Origin of the sequence: Eubacterium sp. BIOML-A2, from assembly GCF_009680135.1 — a bacterium.
Taxonomy (GTDB): Bacteria; Bacillota; Clostridia; order Lachnospirales; family Lachnospiraceae; genus Faecalicatena; species Faecalicatena contortus_B.
In genome coordinates this window covers 72188-91583 of record NZ_WKZK01000010.1, presented here as the reverse complement: position 1 = coordinate 91583, position 19396 = coordinate 72188, and the positions used below count along the sequence as shown (strand labels likewise).

Annotated in this window: 18 protein-coding genes; 10 read left to right on the top strand and 8 right to left on the bottom strand. The window is 44.9% G+C overall.

The genetic code is table 11. The annotated features are described in order from the left end of the window. The first annotated feature begins 524 nt into the window (after positions 1-524). Positions 525-971, top strand: coding sequence for a hypothetical protein (locus GKG43_RS06015; protein ID WP_055151737.1), 447 nt, complete (start codon positions 525-527; stop codon positions 969-971). 67 nt (positions 972-1038) lie between these two features. Here GKG43_RS06015 and GKG43_RS06010 read toward each other — a convergent pair whose 3' ends face one another. After that, positions 1039-1242, bottom strand: coding sequence for a helix-turn-helix transcriptional regulator (locus GKG43_RS06010; RefSeq protein ID WP_055151740.1), 204 nt, complete (start codon positions 1240-1242; stop codon positions 1039-1041). A 73-nt stretch (positions 1243-1315) separates the two neighbouring features. Continuing rightward, positions 1316-1489: a helix-turn-helix transcriptional regulator gene (locus tag GKG43_RS06005; protein WP_334299589.1), complete on the bottom strand. Its 174-nt coding sequence runs from the start codon at positions 1487-1489 to the stop codon at positions 1316-1318. Between the two features lie 130 nt (positions 1490-1619). On the opposite strand from GKG43_RS06005, the gene GKG43_RS23575 reads away from it, so the two are divergent. Together GKG43_RS23575 and GKG43_RS06000 are read left to right on the top strand one after the other, a co-directional pair. Next, positions 1620-1754, top strand: coding sequence for a hypothetical protein (locus tag GKG43_RS23575; protein WP_278312360.1), 135 nt, complete (start codon positions 1620-1622; stop codon positions 1752-1754). 447 nt (positions 1755-2201) lie between these two features. Then, positions 2202-2654 carry a helix-turn-helix transcriptional regulator gene (locus GKG43_RS06000; protein WP_055151746.1) on the top strand — a complete coding sequence of 151 codons (453 nt, stop codon included), beginning with the start codon at positions 2202-2204 and terminating at the stop codon, positions 2652-2654. Between the two features lie 356 nt (positions 2655-3010). Here the strand turns inward: GKG43_RS06000 and GKG43_RS05995 are convergent, their stop codons facing one another. Both GKG43_RS05995 and GKG43_RS05990 read right to left on the bottom strand, forming a co-directional pair. Beyond that, positions 3011-4543, bottom strand: a complete 1533-nt coding sequence (locus GKG43_RS05995) for a response regulator (RefSeq protein WP_055151749.1) — start codon at positions 4541-4543, stop codon at positions 3011-3013. Continuing rightward, a complete protein-coding gene (locus tag GKG43_RS05990) occupies positions 4530-4886 on the bottom strand; it encodes an ATP-binding protein (RefSeq protein ID WP_055151752.1) in 357 nt (118 codons plus the stop codon). The genes GKG43_RS05995 and GKG43_RS05990 overlap by 14 nt, the downstream gene beginning before the upstream one ends. Positions 4887-5142: 256 nt before the next feature. Between GKG43_RS05990 and GKG43_RS05985 the strand changes: the two genes are divergently transcribed. Beyond that, positions 5143-6567, top strand: a complete 1425-nt coding sequence (locus GKG43_RS05985) for an ATP-binding protein (protein ID WP_055151755.1) — start codon at positions 5143-5145, stop codon at positions 6565-6567. A gap of 61 nt (positions 6568-6628) precedes the next feature. Here the strand turns inward: GKG43_RS05985 and GKG43_RS05980 are convergent, their stop codons facing one another. Together GKG43_RS05980 and GKG43_RS05975 are read right to left on the bottom strand one after the other, a co-directional pair. Continuing rightward, the gene (locus tag GKG43_RS05980; protein WP_055151758.1) at positions 6629-8152 is read right to left on the bottom strand and encodes a response regulator; all 1524 of its coding nucleotides are present in this window, start codon (positions 8150-8152) and stop codon (positions 6629-6631) included. Further along, on the bottom strand, positions 8142-9905 hold the full coding sequence (locus GKG43_RS05975) for a sensor histidine kinase (RefSeq protein WP_055151761.1): 1764 nt from the start codon (positions 9903-9905) through the stop codon (positions 8142-8144). The genes GKG43_RS05980 and GKG43_RS05975 overlap by 11 nt, the downstream gene beginning before the upstream one ends. A gap of 307 nt (positions 9906-10212) precedes the next feature. Between GKG43_RS05975 and GKG43_RS05970 the strand changes: the two genes are divergently transcribed. From GKG43_RS05970 to GKG43_RS05950, 5 genes are all read left to right on the top strand, one after another. Continuing rightward, complete coding sequence (locus tag GKG43_RS05970) at positions 10213-11559, top strand: extracellular solute-binding protein (protein WP_055151764.1); 1347 nt, start codon at positions 10213-10215, stop codon at positions 11557-11559. 126 nt (positions 11560-11685) lie between these two features. Continuing rightward, positions 11686-12576, top strand: a complete 891-nt coding sequence (locus GKG43_RS05965; protein ID WP_055151967.1) for a sugar ABC transporter permease — start codon at positions 11686-11688, stop codon at positions 12574-12576. A gap of 15 nt (positions 12577-12591) precedes the next feature. Further along, on the top strand, positions 12592-13410 hold the full coding sequence (locus GKG43_RS05960) for a carbohydrate ABC transporter permease (RefSeq protein WP_025653733.1): 819 nt from the start codon (positions 12592-12594) through the stop codon (positions 13408-13410). A 39-nt stretch (positions 13411-13449) separates the two neighbouring features. Beyond that, positions 13450-15513: an alpha-amylase family protein gene (locus tag GKG43_RS05955; RefSeq protein WP_055151767.1), complete on the top strand. Its 2064-nt coding sequence runs from the start codon at positions 13450-13452 to the stop codon at positions 15511-15513. Between the two features lie 75 nt (positions 15514-15588). After that, the gene (locus tag GKG43_RS05950) at positions 15589-16227 is read left to right on the top strand and encodes an SGNH/GDSL hydrolase family protein (RefSeq protein ID WP_055151770.1); all 639 of its coding nucleotides are present in this window, start codon (positions 15589-15591) and stop codon (positions 16225-16227) included. Positions 16228-16501: 274 nt separating this feature from the next. On the opposite strand, the gene GKG43_RS05945 is transcribed toward GKG43_RS05950, so the two are convergent. Together GKG43_RS05945 and GKG43_RS05940 are read right to left on the bottom strand one after the other, a co-directional pair. Next, entirely contained in the window at positions 16502-17470 is a 969-nt protein-coding gene (locus tag GKG43_RS05945; RefSeq protein ID WP_055151773.1) for a LysM peptidoglycan-binding domain-containing protein, read from the bottom strand. A 153-nt stretch (positions 17471-17623) separates the two neighbouring features. Beyond that, positions 17624-18043: a helix-turn-helix transcriptional regulator gene (locus tag GKG43_RS05940; protein ID WP_055151776.1), complete on the bottom strand. Its 420-nt coding sequence runs from the start codon at positions 18041-18043 to the stop codon at positions 17624-17626. Between the two features lie 275 nt (positions 18044-18318). Here GKG43_RS05940 and GKG43_RS05935 point away from each other — a divergent pair, with 275 nt between their 5' ends. After that, positions 18319-19185, top strand: coding sequence for a sigma-70 family RNA polymerase sigma factor (locus GKG43_RS05935; protein WP_055151779.1), 867 nt, complete (start codon positions 18319-18321; stop codon positions 19183-19185). The last annotated feature ends 211 nt before the right edge of the window (positions 19186-19396 follow it).

Below are 19396 nucleotides of genomic sequence, written 5' to 3'. Positions count from 1 at the left end.
TCTTTCATACTGATTTTAGTATATCAGATTCATTAAAATCTGTCCGAAAAAGTGTCTTAATTTATGAGACCATTATAAGGCAAGCATGAACTGTTACAGTAAAAGTACTCTGCATTTTGTTTCCTGATTGTCACTGTATTCATAGACTGTCTATTTCAGGCCCTGAATAAAGTTCGTTCTAAAAGTATCTATCAACACAAAATGATACATTAAGAACAGCGAAAACCCCTGCAGTGTCGGCAACAGGGGTTTCGTTGTTTTTATAGTTATCTAAAGGAATGAGGGGATATCGAACTGGTTTATATCGTATTATAAAATGCTACAAATCCCGGAAATCCGGGTTTTTCTTAATTTAGTAAACATATAAGTTATTATATTTATTTGTCCCGATTTGACCAACAAGTTGGGTTTTGGCTAAGAAGGGTTAATAACAGAGTGACAACGATATAAGGTAATGTTATAATACATATATAATAAAAGTATCGAATAATAGTTAAAAATTAAAAAGGGGGAATGATTAGCTTATGCATGAGAAAACAAGTTTTTATCAAATAGTCAAAGAAAATTTACAGGGGAAATGGTGTGATGGTTTAGCTATGTTAGATTTATCAGACCAAGACGTTACCATCTATAATATTTTTTCGGCAAATGGCAAAGAAATCAGAATAGATGAGTATCCAATATTGTTACATGAAAAGATTTTTTCAAAAGTTGTTGAAACAGATTATAAGCAGGCGATTAATCAGTTCAAAATAAATAACTGTGATATTATTAGTCCCAAAGTATCAACGGATGAGGTTATCACATTTGAGGGATATAAAAGTATTCAATATGGGCGAAATGTTTATTCTCATGAACGGAATGGTAAAATTATAGTAAATGATACGCATCATTTTGATAACTTAGATGAAATTATTAATTCTGGTCTTATAAGTGAAAAAGAAATTGCAGGTAAATGGTTGGTGTTTTAGCCAATTAATGTTTTATAATTGCAATTAAAAAAGATACTACAAATTCAACAAATGTTTTGTAGTATCTTTATTTTATGGGTTCTACTATAAATTCCATTATATCTGATACATCACATTCCAATATCGCACACAATTTATTAATGGTATGAGCAGAAACGCTTTCGCCTTTCTTCATAGAATAATTTGAACGTGAAAATCCTCTTTTTTCGAGTTCATAGGTACTTATATTTTTTCGTTTCATTGTCTGGAACAATGGTTCGTAGCTAATCATATGTACACCTCATATAACAATTATATGCGTATACTCGGATATTGAACATGTACGAGAATCCACACATACAAGGCTATTCTTCATCTTCAACATATTCTATAATGTCAGAGACAGAGCACTTCAAGATTTTACAGAGTTGATTAATTGTATTTGTACTAACACTATTACCTTTCCGAATGGAATAGTAGGTGGCTTTTGGAAAACCTTTCTTAAATAAGGCATAAGACGTAATTCCTTTTGCGGACATTGTTTCAAAAAGTGGTTTATAACTAATCATTTGAACGTCCTTTCCTCTATCATATGAAATAATTGTAAAGTTATACTCGAATATTGAAAATGTAAGAATATCCGAGTATAAAAAAAGAGGAGCATCGCCAATGTATATTGAAAAAGGACTGGAAAAAATAACTTCAAGCATAAGTCCAAAAGAATTATTAGATGAAGCAGGGAGTGATAGTGAAAAGCTACAATTTGAACAACTGCTAAAATTATTTGACGAAGTACTGGAATAATCCGAAGATTACACATTGTTTACTTCCCTAAGTTGGGTTATGTCGCTATTGACGGTAAATACATGCCCGGCTGTAAAAGTGATTTTGTAATAAGCAAAATCATGTTTCAGCAATTCTTTCCCACACCAAAAGAAATGGCACACAGCTTAATAGAGAACCTACGCTGGCAATGGTATATGAAGAATGGAAGACTCGTGTGTACGGATCATTACAAGTCAATCTTGGAAATGGATAACGAACTTTCAGAGAATGAATATCCAGAATATTTTCAAATACTAAAGAGATATGAACTTGAAATAGATAAAATTATGGGGAGTAGAGCCAATAGAGGGCATAGGACAAGTGGATGGAGTCCTTGTTGTTACCGGAATGGAAACACGGAGAATCTAAAATGTTACTTTTCACAGTGTTTGTGATGTACTATAGTTAAGAAAAGGAGGTTACGCTATGGCATTGAATGATAATATACGAAAGCTGCGGGAGGAAAACAATCTTACCCAGCAACAATTAGCTGACAGGCTATATGTTTCCAGACAAACTGTCTGCCGGTGGGAAAATGGTTCGAGATGTCCGGATTTGGTTACTGCTAAGAAATTAGCGATTGCATTCGATGTAAGTTTAGACGAACTGATTTCTGATGAAGATATAGAAAGTTCTAAAGATGATTTGGGCTTCTGGAAATCAGAGAGGCTTAAAGACAGAAAAAGACTGCACGGATATCAAAAACTTATTTTAAAATGTATTCAGATTGTAGGCGCAATATATATTGTGATTTCTGTGTTTTGTAGAATACAATTAGATATAAGGGTTCCCGTATGGTGTACTCTTACAGGACTTTGTATTGCAGGTGCGGCATTTGTAATAAACTATCTGTTATCCAGGAAATTGGATCATCTGTAAATTCAAATCCAAAGCGGGGGGCATTATTTTCAGAGCAGCGAAAACCCCTGCAGTATCGGCTGCAGGGGTTTCGTTGTTTTTATAGTTATCTAAAGGAATGAGAGTAAAGTGTGATGTCCTGGGCTTCCCCGGACATCAATACTTTATGAGGGGGGAGATAGTTGTTTATCAACTATCTAAGTACAAGTATAAGGGGTAAATGTGCATAAAGTATGTCGATTCTATAAAAGAAGTGGAAAAAATATTATAGAATTCTAAAAACTATATTACTAAAAAGTTCCAGAGTCTCCCGGCGTCAATACTTCGGCGGGTTCCAGCACATCTCAAAGTAAAAAATTACACTCCCCCTTCATCATTTACTTAGCCTGGCTTTCCAGCCATGCGGAAGGTGTCATTCCTGTTTCGTTTTTAAAGATCCGGCTGAAATAACGCGAGTCTTCGTATCCTACGGATTGGGCAACGGATTTGATATTGATATCCGGGTTTTTCAGCAGGATTTCTTTTGCGCGGGACATTCTTAAAACGGTCTGATACTGAATCGGAGAAGTCCCATACTCTTTTTTAAAAAGCCTGTTGATATAGGATGCTGTATATCCGAAGCGCTCTGACAGGTCGGTCATGGATACCTGCTGGCTGTAGTTCTTTTCCATATACTCCGCAATCCGTGCGCAAAGCGTGCTTCCGGTGTAATGGGAGGAGGCATTTTTCCAAAGTGATTTGAGCGATTCTGTGAGGCTGGAAATGCATTCCTCGGGCGCTTTCATTGTGGGGATCCGGCTGCAAAATTCTGCTTCTGCAATGGTACAGTCCTGCATACTGATTTGAAAACTATTGTGCATTGCCTGATAGACCAGATGGATACACGGATGAAATACAGCGGAGGGGAAGTGCAGGATATCCGGAAACATACGGCCGATGCACTGCAGAAAGGCGGCTTCGTTGTTGAGTGTAAACAGGATCTGCATATCCCTGAGAACGGCTTCGGACTGCCCGCTTTGCATATCTTCTGTACTGCCCGCTATTTTGGCTTCCTGCACAAAAGGCCGTGCCAGCCGCTGGGTAAGCGTGCGCAGATGGCGGGCGGTTTTCCAGAGATCCTGGTAGGGGATCAATTCCGGGCTGGAGAGAACAAAAAACGGTAAATCATGAAAACAGGCGGTAAGATATTTCTTCAACAGGATACAAAAGTAGTCTGCGGAAAAATGGGCTGTGTCCATATGCAGGATGAGGAATTTCTGTATCGGCAGATGTTCATCGATCAGCCAGAGATGCTCGATTTCCCCGGCGTTCTCAAAACACCTGGCAAAATCGGTTTTCTGCCAGAGCAAACCGGTATCCTCAGTACAGAACATGGGCGCCCCCTCTACGGACGGAGGCAGATTTCCAAGAGTTATGTGAAACAGAAGAAATCCGCCTTCACTGAACATATAGGGAATGTCGGAATCTATGGAATTGTTCAGGGCAAGGGAAAGAATTTCCCGCCCGTCCATTCTACGCTCTTCGTCAATTCGTGCACAGAGCCCGCGCAGAAGGCCGCAAAGTGTCTCCTGCTCTACCGGTTTCAGGAGGTAATCTTCAACGCCGTAGCGGAGTGCCGTGCGAGCATATTCAAAATTGCTGTACCCGCTTAAGATGATGATATGGACGCTGGGAAAGGATTCTTTTACCTGACGGATTAGTTCGAGCCCGCTAAGCCCGGGCATTTCGATATCTGTAATCAGAATATCCACGTGGGTATGGCCCAGAATCTCCAGGGCCTCCATTCCGGAGGACGCCTTTCCGGCAATCCGGATGTCCGGAGAGGCGCCCTGCACCTTTTTGGCGATGTTATTTAAAATAATTGGCTCATCTTCTGCGACCAGTACAGAGAATGTATTATTTTGTTTCATCTAGAATTCCTCCTATGGTAATAGATACGCCTTCGTATATGGAATCGGGAGGCACTTTGTTTTCCAGCTGAAAGGTGAACTGACTGCTGTAATAAAGTTTTAGGCGGAGATAAATGTTAACCAGCCCCATTCCATTGATGCTGAGGGCCGGATGCTGCTGCTCCGGATTCATATCAGCAATTCTGTCCCTGATCATCTTCAGAGCCTCCTCTGAAAATCCATTCCCATTATCCCGGATATTGGCATACCAGCAGCCATCTTCGCTCCAGATACGTATTGAAATCTTCAAAACCCGATCCGGGCTGCGTGAATATTTTACACAGTTTTCTACAATAGGCTGCATCCTGCAATGGCATATAGGTTCTTACGGAATTCCCAGTGGCTGGCAACATTGTGCTGCTTCTTATTTCCTGTACCCTTGAGTGTGTCTGAAAAGTGCTTCCTGTGTGTAAGCAATATATAACGAATTAACGATCAGAATTAACGAAATCGTTAATTCTTGAAAATTATAGTTAATTCTATTGGAGATACAGTTAATTATTGATTTTATAGTCGAAATATTTTATAATAAATTCAACATCTTTAAGGAGGTCGTGTTAATGCAAACTGAAGCTCTCAAAAAACTGGTTTTAGATATAAAAAACCTGAAAACAGAAACGCAAACAATTGAGTTAAAAGCAGCTATGAAAGGCTGTCCCACAAGATTATTTGATACTCTTTCTTCGTTCTCCAATCAAGATGAAGGCGGCATTCTCATTTTTGGTGTTGATGAATCAGATAACTATGCAATCAAAGGAGTGTATGATGCTCAGGATCTACAAAAAAAAGTTACCGAACAATGCAAGCAAATGGAACCTTCTGTCCGTGCATTGTTTACCGTGTGCGATATTGATGGCAAGACAGTTGTATCTGCTGAAATCCCCGGTGTTGATATTTCCGAACGTCCAGTATTTTACAAAGGAGTAGGGCGCATTAAAGGTTCTTATGTTCGTGTTGGTGAGTCTGACGAGCTGATGAGTGAATACGAGATATACAGTTATGAAGCTTTTCGTAAGAGAACTCGTGATGATATTCGCACCATAGAAAATGGGAAACTAAATATGATTAACAAAAAACGGATGGAAGATTATCTGACCACTGTGAAAAATGAGCGTAAAAATCTTGCCGAAAATGTTACCGAAGATGAAATTTTGGAACTTATGGGAATTACCAATGGAGGTGTTCCTACGCTTGCTGGACTTATGACATTTTCAAAATATCCGCAGGGTTATTTTCCACAGCTATGTATTACCGCGGTATCTCTGCCGGGAACGGAGCAAGGAACGATTGGCGATGATGGAGAGCGCTTTATAGATAATAAGCGTATTACAGGTGCTATTCCAGATATGCTCGAAGAAGCAGTTGAATTTGTACGCAAAAACAGCCGTACCAAAACAATTATTGATGACAACGGCCGCAGAGCCGACAAACCGGAATATCCGATCAAGGCAGTTCGTGAAGCAATCCTCAACGCTTTGGTACATCGTGATTACAGTATTCATACTGAAAATGTACCAATACGCATTGAAATGTACCGTGACCGTATGGAAATCATCAACAGCGGTGGATTATACGGAAAAATCTCTATAGACGCACTCGGCAAAGTGCGTCCAGAAACAAGAAACGCTGCACTTGCTAATATGCTTGAGCTTCTGAACGTGACTGAGAATAGATATTCGGGCATCCCTACTATGCGTAGTGAATTTGCCAACGCCGGACTTCCTGCGCCGATTTTCTCGGCTGTTCACGGTGAATTTAAAGTGGTTATGAAGAACGGTTTATTTGCAGAAACAATGCCTGTTTCTGATTCGCTTGTAGAGTTTTGCGCTACTCCCCGAACAAGAGCCGAGATCGTTGTATTTGTAGGAAAGTCAAAGAATTATGTCATGTCGCAAATTGTCAATCCGCTTGTGGAAAGCGGCAAGCTGAAAATGACAATACCGGAGAAACCGAAAAGTCCAAAGCAACAATTTGTGAAAGCGTAATTATTATCCCAGATATATCTTTTTCTCAAGCCACAGTTCGTCGGGCTTTTACTGTAGCGCTCTAATGCGAAAGGTGCATAAATTCCTTCGGTGAATGCCCGCAGAACGCTTTAAACCGCTTACTAAAGTAGAAGACGTCCGTATAGCCGACCATTTCTGCAACCTCTGCGACTTTATACTGTCTGGTTTTCAGCAGGTTCTTTGCCTCTGTCATGCGCAGGGTCGTGAGAAACTGCAGGATGGAGGTATGATTTACCTTTTTAAACACGCTGCCCATATAAGAAACAGTCAGGTTAAACTGTTCTGCCAGATTTGCAACGCTTAATGACGGTTCCTGGTAGTGCTCCATCAGATAATTGATAATGCCCTGGCTGAGCCGGATGTCCGACGGAACTGCATCGGCGCTTCGCATATAATTCAGTCCATAGCCGCTTAAGGTAGCCTGGATTTCTTCTAATTGGTATTCTTCTGCTATGACAGATTGTGCATAATCCCGCGGAAGAGGGCGGCAGTTTTTCCGGGAAGAGGACAAAATGGAGAAAACGCTGCATATTTCCATTACTGCCATATGGAGGTAATCTGCGGATTTTGCCATTCCAATCGAGCCAAACAAGGTTACCATATAATCATGGAACCCCGCCGTATCCCCGGCATTTAGTAAACGTGTCAGGGACTGCCGGATGGAATCGATGTCCACAATGCGGTCTGACGGGGAATCCGTCTCTTCAAAAACCTGGCTCACAGCGGAAGAAGAGAGCTCGCCTGCAGCAGAGAAAAAACGTGCGTCCAGCCGGTTTAATGCCTGTTTTCTGTAAGGCATCCAGTCTGTATCTGCCGCAAAAAGTTCCCCGAAATAGTAAAAGTGGGGTTCTGCAAATGCACGGAAAAATCGTTTACAATGATACCGGCAGAGCGGTTCCGGCACATCATCCTCCAGAAAAAGCTGGATATAAAAAATGTGGTCGCTCTCGATAAAATATTCGCACTCTATTTCCTGGGCGCGCAGGGCTGAAATCAGTTCTCCTGCGGCCGGGGCACTGTCAGCGTCCACATAAAAAGTGTAGAATGCAGAGTAACGGATCCCGGCAAATTCACGGTACAGGGACTGCATGGAATGGAACGTGTCTTTTCCGCGCAGGACCGCGTTGAGCCGTATGTTTTTTTCATAGTGGGAAAGGCTGTCCAGGCGGTTTTGCTCCTGCCTGCGTTCGTCTATTCTGCGGATGCAGTTTTCGAGGGTGGTATTTAAAGTATCCGCTTCTACCGGTTTTAAAAGATAATCAAATACCTGATAGCGAAGCGTTGTCTGGGCATATTCAAAATCACTGAACCCGGAGAGGATAATGACCTTAGTTTCGGGGTGATTTTCGTGTATAACCCGTGCTGCCTCCAGGCCGGAGACCTTTGGCATACGGATGTCCAGAAGGACGATGTCGGCGTGATGCCCGGACAGATAATCCAATACCCCCTGGCCATTTTCGAAATCACCTGCCAGTTCCAGCCGAAGCCCTTCGTAATCAATAATCTTAAGTAGTTTTTTGCGAATATAAAACTCGTCGTCTGCAACAATAATCTTATAGCTCATGTTCTGCCCCTTCCTCTCCTGGTATTATGATAATCGTTCTAAGACCGCCCTGTTCCCGGTTCTGCATGGTAAGTCCATAGTGATCACCATAATACATCTGAATCCGTTTTTGTATGCTTTGGATACCAAAATGCCCTTCCCCGGAAATATTTTGAAGATTCAAAGCTTCCTCCGGTATCCCGGGACCATTATCTTCAATCACGAATTTAATGTCGGAATGACACATCAGCACCCGCACCGTGATATGGCCGAAGCCGTCCAGCTCTTTTACACCGTGATAAATGCTGTTTTCAATGATTGGCTGCAAAAGCAGCTTCAGGCAGCGGCGCGCACGGATCTCCCCGGGACAGTCCACAGAAAAGGAGAATTTGTCCACATAGCGGATCTGCATGATATTGACATATGCCTGCGTCAGCTCCAGCTCCTCTGCAATGGAGACGATCAGATTACCGCCGCTTAAGCTGTGCCGGTAGAATTCGGACAGGTTTGAGACAAGCCGGATAAGAAGCGCGGTTTCATCCAGTTCCGCCAGTGACCCGATATTGTCCAGTGTGTTATACAGAAAATGGGGATTCACCTGCTGCTGCAGAAGATCCAGCGATAATTTGTCTTTGGTCTTCTGGGCGACAATCAGATCCTGGGTGAGCTTTTCCTGGGACAAAAGCATACTGTCAAACTCCTGGAATAAAAGATGAAAATCCACGTCTTTGGGAGCATTGTTCAGCGGACTCCAGTTTCCCTGCTTTACCTTTTGGATATGTGCAATCAGGAGATACAGCGGTTTTGTAATCGTTTCGCTGACTTTTCTGGATATTACCATGGAGAATGCCAGGAACAGCAGATAAATCAGTACTGTTATCATAAGAATGCGGTACAGCGGCTGGAAAAAGGCGGAGAGTTTCACTTCATTTACGATAAACCAGTCCAAATCATGGATGTATGATACAAAACAGATAGACCCATTTCCTGTGTAAAACTGCTTGGGAATGCTGCCGCCCTGATTGGCGATGGGGGCAAAGCGTTTATTTAACGGATAGGTGCCGTCTGTGCTTACAATGTTCCCCGACCGGTCTGTGATCAGCAGTTTACTGGTCTCTGAGGTATTGGCGGTATATAGCGCCGCGATATCCTGTTCGGCAATGGAGATCTCAATATAACCCAGCTTTTTCCCGGTTGCAATCTCATAGAAAGGGCGCAGCAGTGACAAGGTCTGTACCTCGGTCTTCATGTTGAAATTGGAAAACTTTTGTGTAATGGCATAAACACTCTGGCTCTCTGCGCCGAGGGTCTCAAGAGGCGCGGGGGATAAAGCGGTTGCGGTTGAAGCAATGCAGGTATAATCATCCGCATAAATGGTTGCGGAGTGAATATAGGGAATTGTCTGAAGAAACTTCCTCATCTCGGAGCGCAGGAGAGTCCGGTCCGCCTCCGTGTATAGTTCAAAGGGGTCAGACCCCTTTGAGGCCTCCGCGTAGTTCCTTCCGGAATCTTCATACTTGATGACATTTTTCTGGATCATGGTATCGCTGATCATCATTCTGGAATAATTGTCCAGAGAGTCCAGATAAAAATTCAGCTGCTTGTTCACTGCGTTCAGCTGGAGGGCGGAGGATTCCGCCTGTACGGAGAAAAAATGGCCGTAAAAAATAAAGGACATGATGATCAGAAGCAGGACGGTCACGGAGGTGGTCAGGCTGCTCATGGAGAGAAAAAATTTGGTTTTGAGGGGGGCTTCCCGTTTTTGTATCTGCATATATACCCCTGCCTTCTGTAGTGGTAAAATTACTATAATATGTATCATTTTCATATGTCAAGAATATCGGACAAGGTTTATTTTTTCACAGGGGAAATGTACATGCCGCCTAGATTTTGTCCATTTTAATATGCCTGGTTTGCGGTTAGAATAGCAGCATAAAGGTAACAGTTACAGCCCGGTCTGAATTGTTACGCATAAAGTAACAGCTCAGGCCTGCCTGCACTGTTACAGCATAAAGCAGCCGGGGGCCATCCCGGCAGGTTAATAGTTATAACAAAACATAGGTGAGAAAAGGAGAATCATGATGGCAAGAAGGAGACATGTAAAAAAGAAAGTCATATCCATGCTGCTGGCGGCAGCGCTTGGGGCAACAATGTTAGCAGGATGCTCAAGCGGTAATAAGGAAGCTGCGGATAAGGGGAAAGAAACGGGGGATAAGGTGACAATCCGTATCTTAACAAGAATTGCGGGAACCTCCAAACAGACGCAGATCTACAATGAGATACTGGACGAGTTCAAGGAATCCCATCCGGAGGTTGAGATTGTGGATAACTCTCAAAGTGAGGAAAGTGCATTTAATAACCTGATTGCTTCGGATATTGCCTCCGGCGATATGGCAAATATCTTCCGGATTCAGGGTGTTGCGAATCTGGCGGATTATATTGACAACGGCCTGATTAAGGACGTCTCAGATTATCTGGAAAAAGACCAGGAATGGGGCGGCGGTTTCACAGAGGGCGCGCTCAATTACTTTAAAGTTCCGGGCCACGATGGAGTATATGCAATTCCAATGGAATCCGGTACGATTAGTTTTTACTATAATAAAGATCTGCTGAGCAAGGCCGGGATTGATCAATTTCCGGAGACCTGGAAGGAGCTGCTGGACGCAGTTGCAAAACTCAAAGAGACGGGCGTGATCCCGATTGCAATGGGCGCACAGTCCACTTATATGGCTGGACATCTGCATGATTCCATTTTTTACAAATGGCTGGGGACGGATGCTGCAAAAGAGCTTGGAAGCAGGGAAATGAACTGGACGGATCAGGGTGTGGTAGAGACGCTGCAGTTTGTGAAAGATCTGATTGATGCAGGTGCGTTCGACCCCAATGCGGCTGGTCTTACTGATGAGATGGCGCTCACCCAGTTCCGGGAGGGACAGGCAGCCATGGTTCTGACCGGGCTTTGGAACAGTGACAGCTTTTTGGATGAGACGCTGACCCCGGTTTCTGATCAGATTGAGACTGCAAATTTCCCTTATTTTGAGGAAAAACCAGAGTTTAAAAATGAAAATATGCAGACAATTGGTTCCTATATGATCAGCGGTCAGCTGGAAGGAAAAGAGCTGGATCTGACAATGGAGCTGATAAGGATGCTGACTGATAAAGACGCAGCCAAGAGATTTGCTGAGGAGGCAGGCGTTCTGATCCCGAGAAATGACATCGATCTGGATGAGACAAAGGTTCCAAGGCTTCTGGCGGACAATATCAAACTCTGTGAGAATAATACCGGTATCGGAGTAGATGTGTTTGATTTTGACCCGATTCCTTCTATGATGGACCGGACAAGGAATTCTATTGTGAGTATGTTTATCAATGCATCGGCGGAAGATGCGGCAAAAGAAATTCAGGCAGAAGTGGATGCGGCACAGTAAATGAAAGCCATCTGTCCGGGAGATGCGGCTTGGGCCCGCGTTCCCGGAGGGTGGCTCGTTTTATACCTCTGGGCATACCATAAGGCAGGGCGCATGGGCGCCCACTGGATCAGGAAGGAGAGGGCAATGCTCAAAATTAAAAATAAAAAGGATATACTGACGGTCTTAGTTTTTCTGCTTCCGGCAGTGATGATATACACCGTGTTCCAGATTATTCCGCTGGTGCAGGCGGGGTATTTTTCGGTAACGAACTGGAACGGAATTGCCGGCTCTGCAATAGAGTTTGCCGGTTTGGATAACTTTAAAACGATATTTAAAAGCCCGGATTTTTTGCTTGCGCTGAAGAACATGTTTAAGATGGTTGTTTTCAGTGTCTTGTTCCATACTCCGGCTGCGCTGCTCCTGGCAGTGGCTCTGAACACGAGGTGCAGAGGGTTCCGCATATTTAAAGCCATGTATTTTGTACCTACGGTATTTCCCTTATCGGCCGTCGGACTGATGTGGTATTTCATATTCATGCCTACGGGTGCAATCAACGCGTTTTTAGATGTGATCGGTCTTTCGGATATGATGACACCATGGCTGGTCAATGAAAGTACGGCTATGAATTCGATCATCTTTGTGAATATCTGGGCTGGTATCGGCTATTATATGGTGATTTTATTGGCCGGGCTGACATCGATCCCGGAGGATGTGTATGAAGCGGCTGCAATTGACGGCGCCGGTCCTGTCAAAAAGTTTTTTTGCATTACGGTACCGATGCTGAAGGATGTGATTTTTGTCTGCATCTTAATTGATATTATGGGTTCGGTAAAGGTCTTTGATTTGGTGTATGCGATGACAGGCGGAGGGCCGAACGGGCTGACCAATCTGCCCACAACGCTTTTGTACAATGAGGCTTTCAAATATAAACACTATGGACAGGGCAGCGCCATCGGGATTGTGATCCTTTTGATCTGTCTTGCAGGAACCCTGGCAACAAATCTGATTCAGGCTAAGACGAAGAAAAACGATTAGGAGAAAGGGAGAACGATGAAGAAAAAACGGGTTGGAGTATATATTTTTCTGTCGGTCATGGCAGTGATGTTTGCGGCGCCAATGCTTTTTACGCTGATGTCTTCACTGAAGACAAAGGTGGAGATCTTCGCCGCCCCATTCGCGCTTCCCAAAACGCCAATGTGGTCAAATTATATAGATGCGTGGCAGGGGGCCCGGATGAGCCGGTATTTTTTGAACAGTATCATACAGTCGGGAATCACGGTGATTGTTTTGGGGATTCTCTCTTCTATGGCGGCATTTGTATTATCCAGGTTCCGGCTTCGCATCAGCAAAGGGGTCATGCTTTTTTTCCTCATCGGGATGATGGTTCCGATGCATACGGTGCTGGTACCGATATCCTATATGATTGGGAAGCTGAATCTTTCCGACAATATACCGGCGCTGATCTTGGTATATGTTGCCTTTGGACTGCCATTCAGTATTTTAGTCCTGACCAATTTTATGCGGGGGGTGAACCGTTCCCTGGAAGAGGCGGCGCTGGTGGATGGGGCAAATTATGTCCAGATCTACTGGAAGGTGATGCTCCCGATGACAAAGCCGGCGATTGCTACGGTATCTATCTTTAATTTTCTGAATGCGTGGAATAATGTGATCTTTCCGCTGATTTTTATTAAGGATAATGATCTGAAGCCGGTGGCTCTTGGCATTCTTAATTTCAATGGGGAGAGAGGCACCGAGTATGGGCTGATGATGGCGGCAATCGTCATTACGGTAGCCCTGCCGATGTTCATTTATATGCTGTTCCAGGAAAAGGTAGAGGGCGGGCTTGCCGCAGGGGCGGTGAAAGAGTAGTTGAAGGCTGAAAATATACAGAGCAGAAGGAGACGTAAAATGGAAAAATTAAGATACAGACAGGTACATATGGATTTTCATACAAGCCAGTATATAACAGAGATTGGAAAAGATTTTGATGCGGAGAGGTTTGCAGAACGGCTGGAACGAGCGCACGTGGATTCTGTGACGTGTTTTGCCAGATGCCATCATGGGTGGCTGTATTATCCGTCCGTGAATCATCCGGAGCTGATACATCCGAATCTGGAAAACAGGAATCTTTTGCTGGAACAGATCGAAGCATGCCACAAACGTGGGATCCGCGTGCCGGTCTATACAACCGTGAGATGGGACGAGAGGATTATCCGTGAGAATCCAGAGTGGCTGTGCCGTGATGAACATGGTAACCCGGTGGACAAAGGAAATGTGCCGGAACCGCATTTTTACTATGACATATGCTTGAACAGCGGCTACCGGGAGTTTTTTAAAGAGCATCTGAGGGACATCATTGAGGTGGTTGGAAGAGAGAATCTGGATGGAATCTTTATGGATATCATGTCCCAGACAGAATGCTGCTGTAAGGACTGCAGGCGGTTAATGCTGGAGGAAGGGCTGAATCCGGGGCTTCGGGCAGACCGGGTTTATTTTGCAGAGCTTACACTGAATCGTTTCCGGAGCGAGATATCGGCTTTGATTCGGGAAAGTGCACCGGATGCCACGATCTTCTATAATGATCCGGGCGTGGATCTGGTCATGAAACGCTCCGTTGACACCTACAGCCATCTCGAACTGGAATCACTGCCGAGCGGGGACTGGGGGTATGATCATTTCCCAATTATGGCAAGGTATGCGGGGCATTTTGGAAAAGAAATGATTGGGATGACAGGGAAGTTCCACACTTCGTGGGGGGATTTCCATTCTCTGAAAAATAAAGCGGCGCTGGAATTCGAATGTTTCCATATGCTTGCCATGGGAGCGGGCTGCTCCGTGGGAGACCAGCTTCATCCGTGGGGGCGATTGTCGGAAGCGACCTATGATTTGATCGGCAGTGTCTATGAGAGTGTGGAACAGAAGGAGCAGTTCTGCCGTGGTATATATCCGGAGGCGGAGATAGCGGTACTTACACCGCATGTGTTTTTAAATCCGATTCTGGACGGAAGAGAGCTGCCCAAATCACTGATCGGCGCAGTGCATATGCTGCAGGAGATGGCGTATCAATTCACGCTGATTGATCCGGAAGAATGCTTTGAAGCGTATCCGCTGCTGCTTTTGCCGGATGATATTCCCTATTCGGAGGAACTGGAGAGGAAGCTGAGTGCGTATGTGGAGAAGGGGGGAGCGGTTTTTGGCTCTTTTGACGCGTGTATCAAGGGAGACGAAAGTGAGCTGTATGGTATCCGTGATATGAACAAATCAGAGTACAGCCGGGAATTTGTACTGCCGAATGAGACGATTGGGGAGGAGCTTCCGAAAGAGCCCTTTGTCATGTATGAGAGAGGAATGGATGCGGAGGCTGTTTCTGCAAATGTGATCATGGAGAAGATTCGTCCGTGGTTTGAGCGGGGCAGCAGGGGCACATGGTCAGAGGGAACTGCGTCCTGTGAAGGTTTGGCTGGACATGAGGGGCTTCGTTTTTGCAGCCACCAGCACGCGCCTACCCCGGATTATGAGCGAAAAGGGGAGCTGTTCCAGAAAGGAAATGTGATTTATTGTGCACATCCTGTATTTGGGATTTATAGGAAAAATGCGCCGAAATGGTGTAAAGTTATGGTGGGTGATGCAATCCAGAGATTATGTGGAAATAAAATGGTTTCCCATAACGGCCCGTCCAGCCTGCTGTGTATATTGAATCAAAAGACACCGGATCAGGCAGAAAAGAATTGTAAAATAATGCATCTGCTTCACTATATTCCGGAAAAAAGATCGGAGGAAATCTATACGATTGAAGATGTGATTCCTTTATACCATACGGAGTTCAGGGTACATTTGGGCGGGCGCCATGTGAAGGAAATGCGGCTTGTTCCGGAGAATAAACCGATTGTTTATGAGGAAACGGATGGATATGCTGAATTTGAAATCGAAAAGATAGAAGGGCATCAGATGGTTGAGATCAGATTAGAGTAACAAAAGGCGCCGATGATAAAGGATTGAACCAATTGGATTTCTGAAAGATAGATAAGCGTGCAGGAGGTACAAAATATGCTGTTGACAGAAAAATGGAAGAATAAAAGGGTATGCTGCATGGGAGACAGCCTGACGCAGGCAGGCGTATGGACGGAACGGTTAAGCCAAAATCTGGGCTGCAGGGTGTACAGACACTGCAAAGGCGGTCTTAAAATGCGGGAGATTGTGGACGGCGGCGTCGGTGCGGAGGGCGTACTCCCCCCGTTGTCCGCCTCAGTTCTGGCGGGAATGGATCTGGCTATTTTTTTTGCGGGATATAATGACAGGGTGGATACGGACACAGCATCTGCCTTGCAATATTGCATTGATACCATTTACGACTGCCTGGAGGAGGCCGGCAATCTGGCCTGCCGGATTCTGATTGTCACACCGCACTGCGTAGGCAAATATTCATATATTGATGCGGATGGGTATGAGGAGTATCCGCCCGGGTCAGGAAGGTCCCTGAAAAAAATGGCCGAGATTATGGAAGCAGTAGCCGCGGATAACAGCATACCGGTGTGTAACCTGTGGAAAACAGCGGGGATTAACAGGAGAACATGGTGCGTTTATGGAGCGGTTCCGGGAGAAGATATGGTTCATTGCTCTGATAAAGGTTATGAACTGATCGGGGATGTAATCAGCGGGGCGGTCGTTAGTAGTTTTGGAGGATGATATGTCTTTTCAGCAGAACAATCACGCATAAAAAACATAATACACAGCGAAAACCCCTGCAGTATCGGCTACAGGGGTTTCGTTGTTTTTATAGTTATCTAAAGGAATGAGAGTAAAGTGGGCATTCTGTGCATTTCAGAATGCCTTTACTTTATGAGGGGGGAGATAGTTGTTTATCAACTATCTGAGTATCATTATAAGAGATAAATGTGCATAAAGTATGTCGTTTCTATAAAAGAAGTGGAAAAATTATTACCAAATTCTAAAAACATTCTTATGAGATTCTAATCGTATTCCCGGCGTAGATCAGATTTGGGTTGCTGATGCCGTTGAGCCTCTGCAGTTCGCTGACCGTAGTACCGAATTTCTGTGCGATTCCGCTCAGTGTATCCCCGGGCTGTATGGTGTAGTAGCGCGCGGTGGAGCTGCCGTCCTCCGGAATACGGATCGTCTGGCCGGCATAAATCAGGTTTGGATTGGTAATGCCGTTCAGTGCGGCGAGCGTCTGATAGGTAGTGCCGTAGCGTGCTGCTATGCCGCTTAATGTGTCGCCGGGCTGTACCACATACGTAATGTAGTCCTGAACGGGCGGCGGTGCAGGATTGCTTCCTCCGTCAAGATGATTCAGGCCGGCTTTGCGGATGACGGCGGGATAATCGATAAAGCCGGTATCCAGGTCTACATTGCCGCTGATCCCGGGAACACTGCCCTGGTCCGTAAACTGCCATATTCCGCAGTTGGTGCCGTCGAACTGACTGTTATAATAGGCATACCACAGTGCGTAGCGGTCAGACAGATCGGCCGGGAAATAGGTATTCAGAAAGTTACGGTTACTATAAAACATGGCATAATAACCACGTTCCTCCACTCTGTCACAAAAGCTCCGGACAATCTGCGTCGCAAGGGATGGGGTAAGTGTCACCCCGTTCTGGGCTGCGTAGTTGACCGTTGCCTGTTCTATATCGTAGCATATCGGATAATCCAGACGATAGGAAGAGATTGCATTTATACAGCCGTCAGCCTCCCGGCGGGCCGTTTCAGGGCTGATGGCATAGCAGAACCAGTATACGCCGATGGGGAGTCCAATTCGGTTACATTCTGCGGCGTTTCTCTGAAACTGCTGATCTAAAGTGCCGAAACCGTATCCGGCACGGAGCATGGCAAACTGATATCCGGCAGCTTTTACCTGCTCCCAGTCTACAGTACCTTGAAATTCACTGACATCTAGTCCTCGTGTGCTCATAAAAAAACTCCTTTGCCATATAAAAAGTGGCTATACTTATCATTCTATTATATGTCTCAGGAGCAAAATTGGTTACTATTGATGCATCAGAGACCGTGGAGCGGGACGGTATATTGCGGCAATGAATTTTCAGATACGCTCTGGCACAGCGGCCTATTTTCTCTCCTTTTTATATTCCGGTATCTTCGTCAGCAGTTCGACCAGACGGATGGCTTCAGCTTGTCCGTTCCCATTGAGTGACTCCATATATTGGAGCACGGTCTCCTGGCTTCGGGTGATTTGAGTTTCTAAAGAAACTGTTTTCTTTTCCCGTTCTGCCATCCTATCCTGCAGAACCTGGCTTCTGGCTTTTTGTACGTGTTCCTTTTGTTCCGGCGCAGTATAGCCCAGTAAGTCATAAAGTTCCACGTTCAGTATCCGTGCGATCTTCATAAGCTGATCATTGCGAGGCTCCCGTTTGTTCGACTCGTACTGGCGTATTGTGATCTCGGCTGCCCCGCATTTTTCCGCAAGCTCTTTCTGGGTCATCCCGACGCTCTTTCTTGCATTTTTAATATGATCTCCGACTGACATTTTATCCCACCTTTTTCTATTCTCACACTTTCTATCTCAAAACTATAACATATTAAGTAGTGTTTGAATAGATTCAAAGTGAATAATAAAAACATATTGACGATTCGAAATGAATATGATATGATTTTTATAGATTCGAAGTGAATCTATAAAATATGGAGACGCGGATAGGATATTATTTGTGAGGGTATCCCGGACTTTCAAATTTTATGATTGTCCGGGGTATTTGTAAAAATGCGGTGTAAGAGCAAAAATAACAGGAGGCGGATGGGATTATGTTAAATGAGCAGTTAACAGCACGAATTCAGGCAGGAATAGACGAAGCGGATAATATGCTCCGGCTCTGGCAGCAGAACGAACCCTTTATCAGAATGATGGGACGGCGCTTTGCGGGGCCGGGCAAGGCGGAATTAGAGGATTTGATGCAGGAGGGCTATCTTGCACTGTGTGAAGCGGTCAGGCACTATGACATGGAACAGGAGGTGCCATTTATCAGTTACGCCGCCTTTTGGATTAAACAGGGAATGAAGCGCTACATAGAAAATTGCTGTGGAACCGTCCGGATTCCCACGCACGCAAGGGACTGGGTCCGCAGATACAGGAAGATGACAGCAGAGTACTGTAAATATTATGGCTCAGAGCCGGGGGATGATACTTTATGCGCGCTGCTTCAGATCAGCCGGGAAAAGCTGCAGGCGGTCAGAAAAAGTGCGGATATGGAGAAGATATGCAGTCTGAGTGAACCTCTGGGGCAGGTGGACGGCGGCCTGGATATGGAGGAGACCATCGCTTCGGGAGAGGATCTGGAGGAGGACGCTGTACGGCGGCTGGATTATCAGAATATGAAAAGTATGCTCTGGGAGGCCGTGGACGGTCTGGAGGAGAAGCAGGCGGAAGTGATTCGCTGCAGATTTCAGGATCAGAAAACGATCAGGGAAACCGGAGAGGCAATCGGTATTACAAAGGATGCCGCTGCCCATCAGCAGTATAACGCCCTGCGTCTGCTCGGACAGCCCAGCAGATGCAGGAGGTACCGGGGATACTATGAAGAGTACCTGGCTGCATCCTGTTATCACCATGTGGGGCTTGAGACTTTTAACAGAACCTGGACGAGCGAGGTGGAGAGGGAGGCTTTGAGATAAGAGATGGCGCGGCTGGAAGCGGAAGAAGATGAATCGCCCCATCGGCTCCCTGGGTAAGCATTTTACATCCAGAGGGCATTCCGTAATTCATGCCCTTGCGGGCGGATCAGCAGAAAACTGCGGAATAATGTATAAGGTTCTAATCAATTTAAGAAAAATATAAGAGCAATAGTGTTGGGAATGGCGTAAAATGGGCATTCCTGGGAATAAA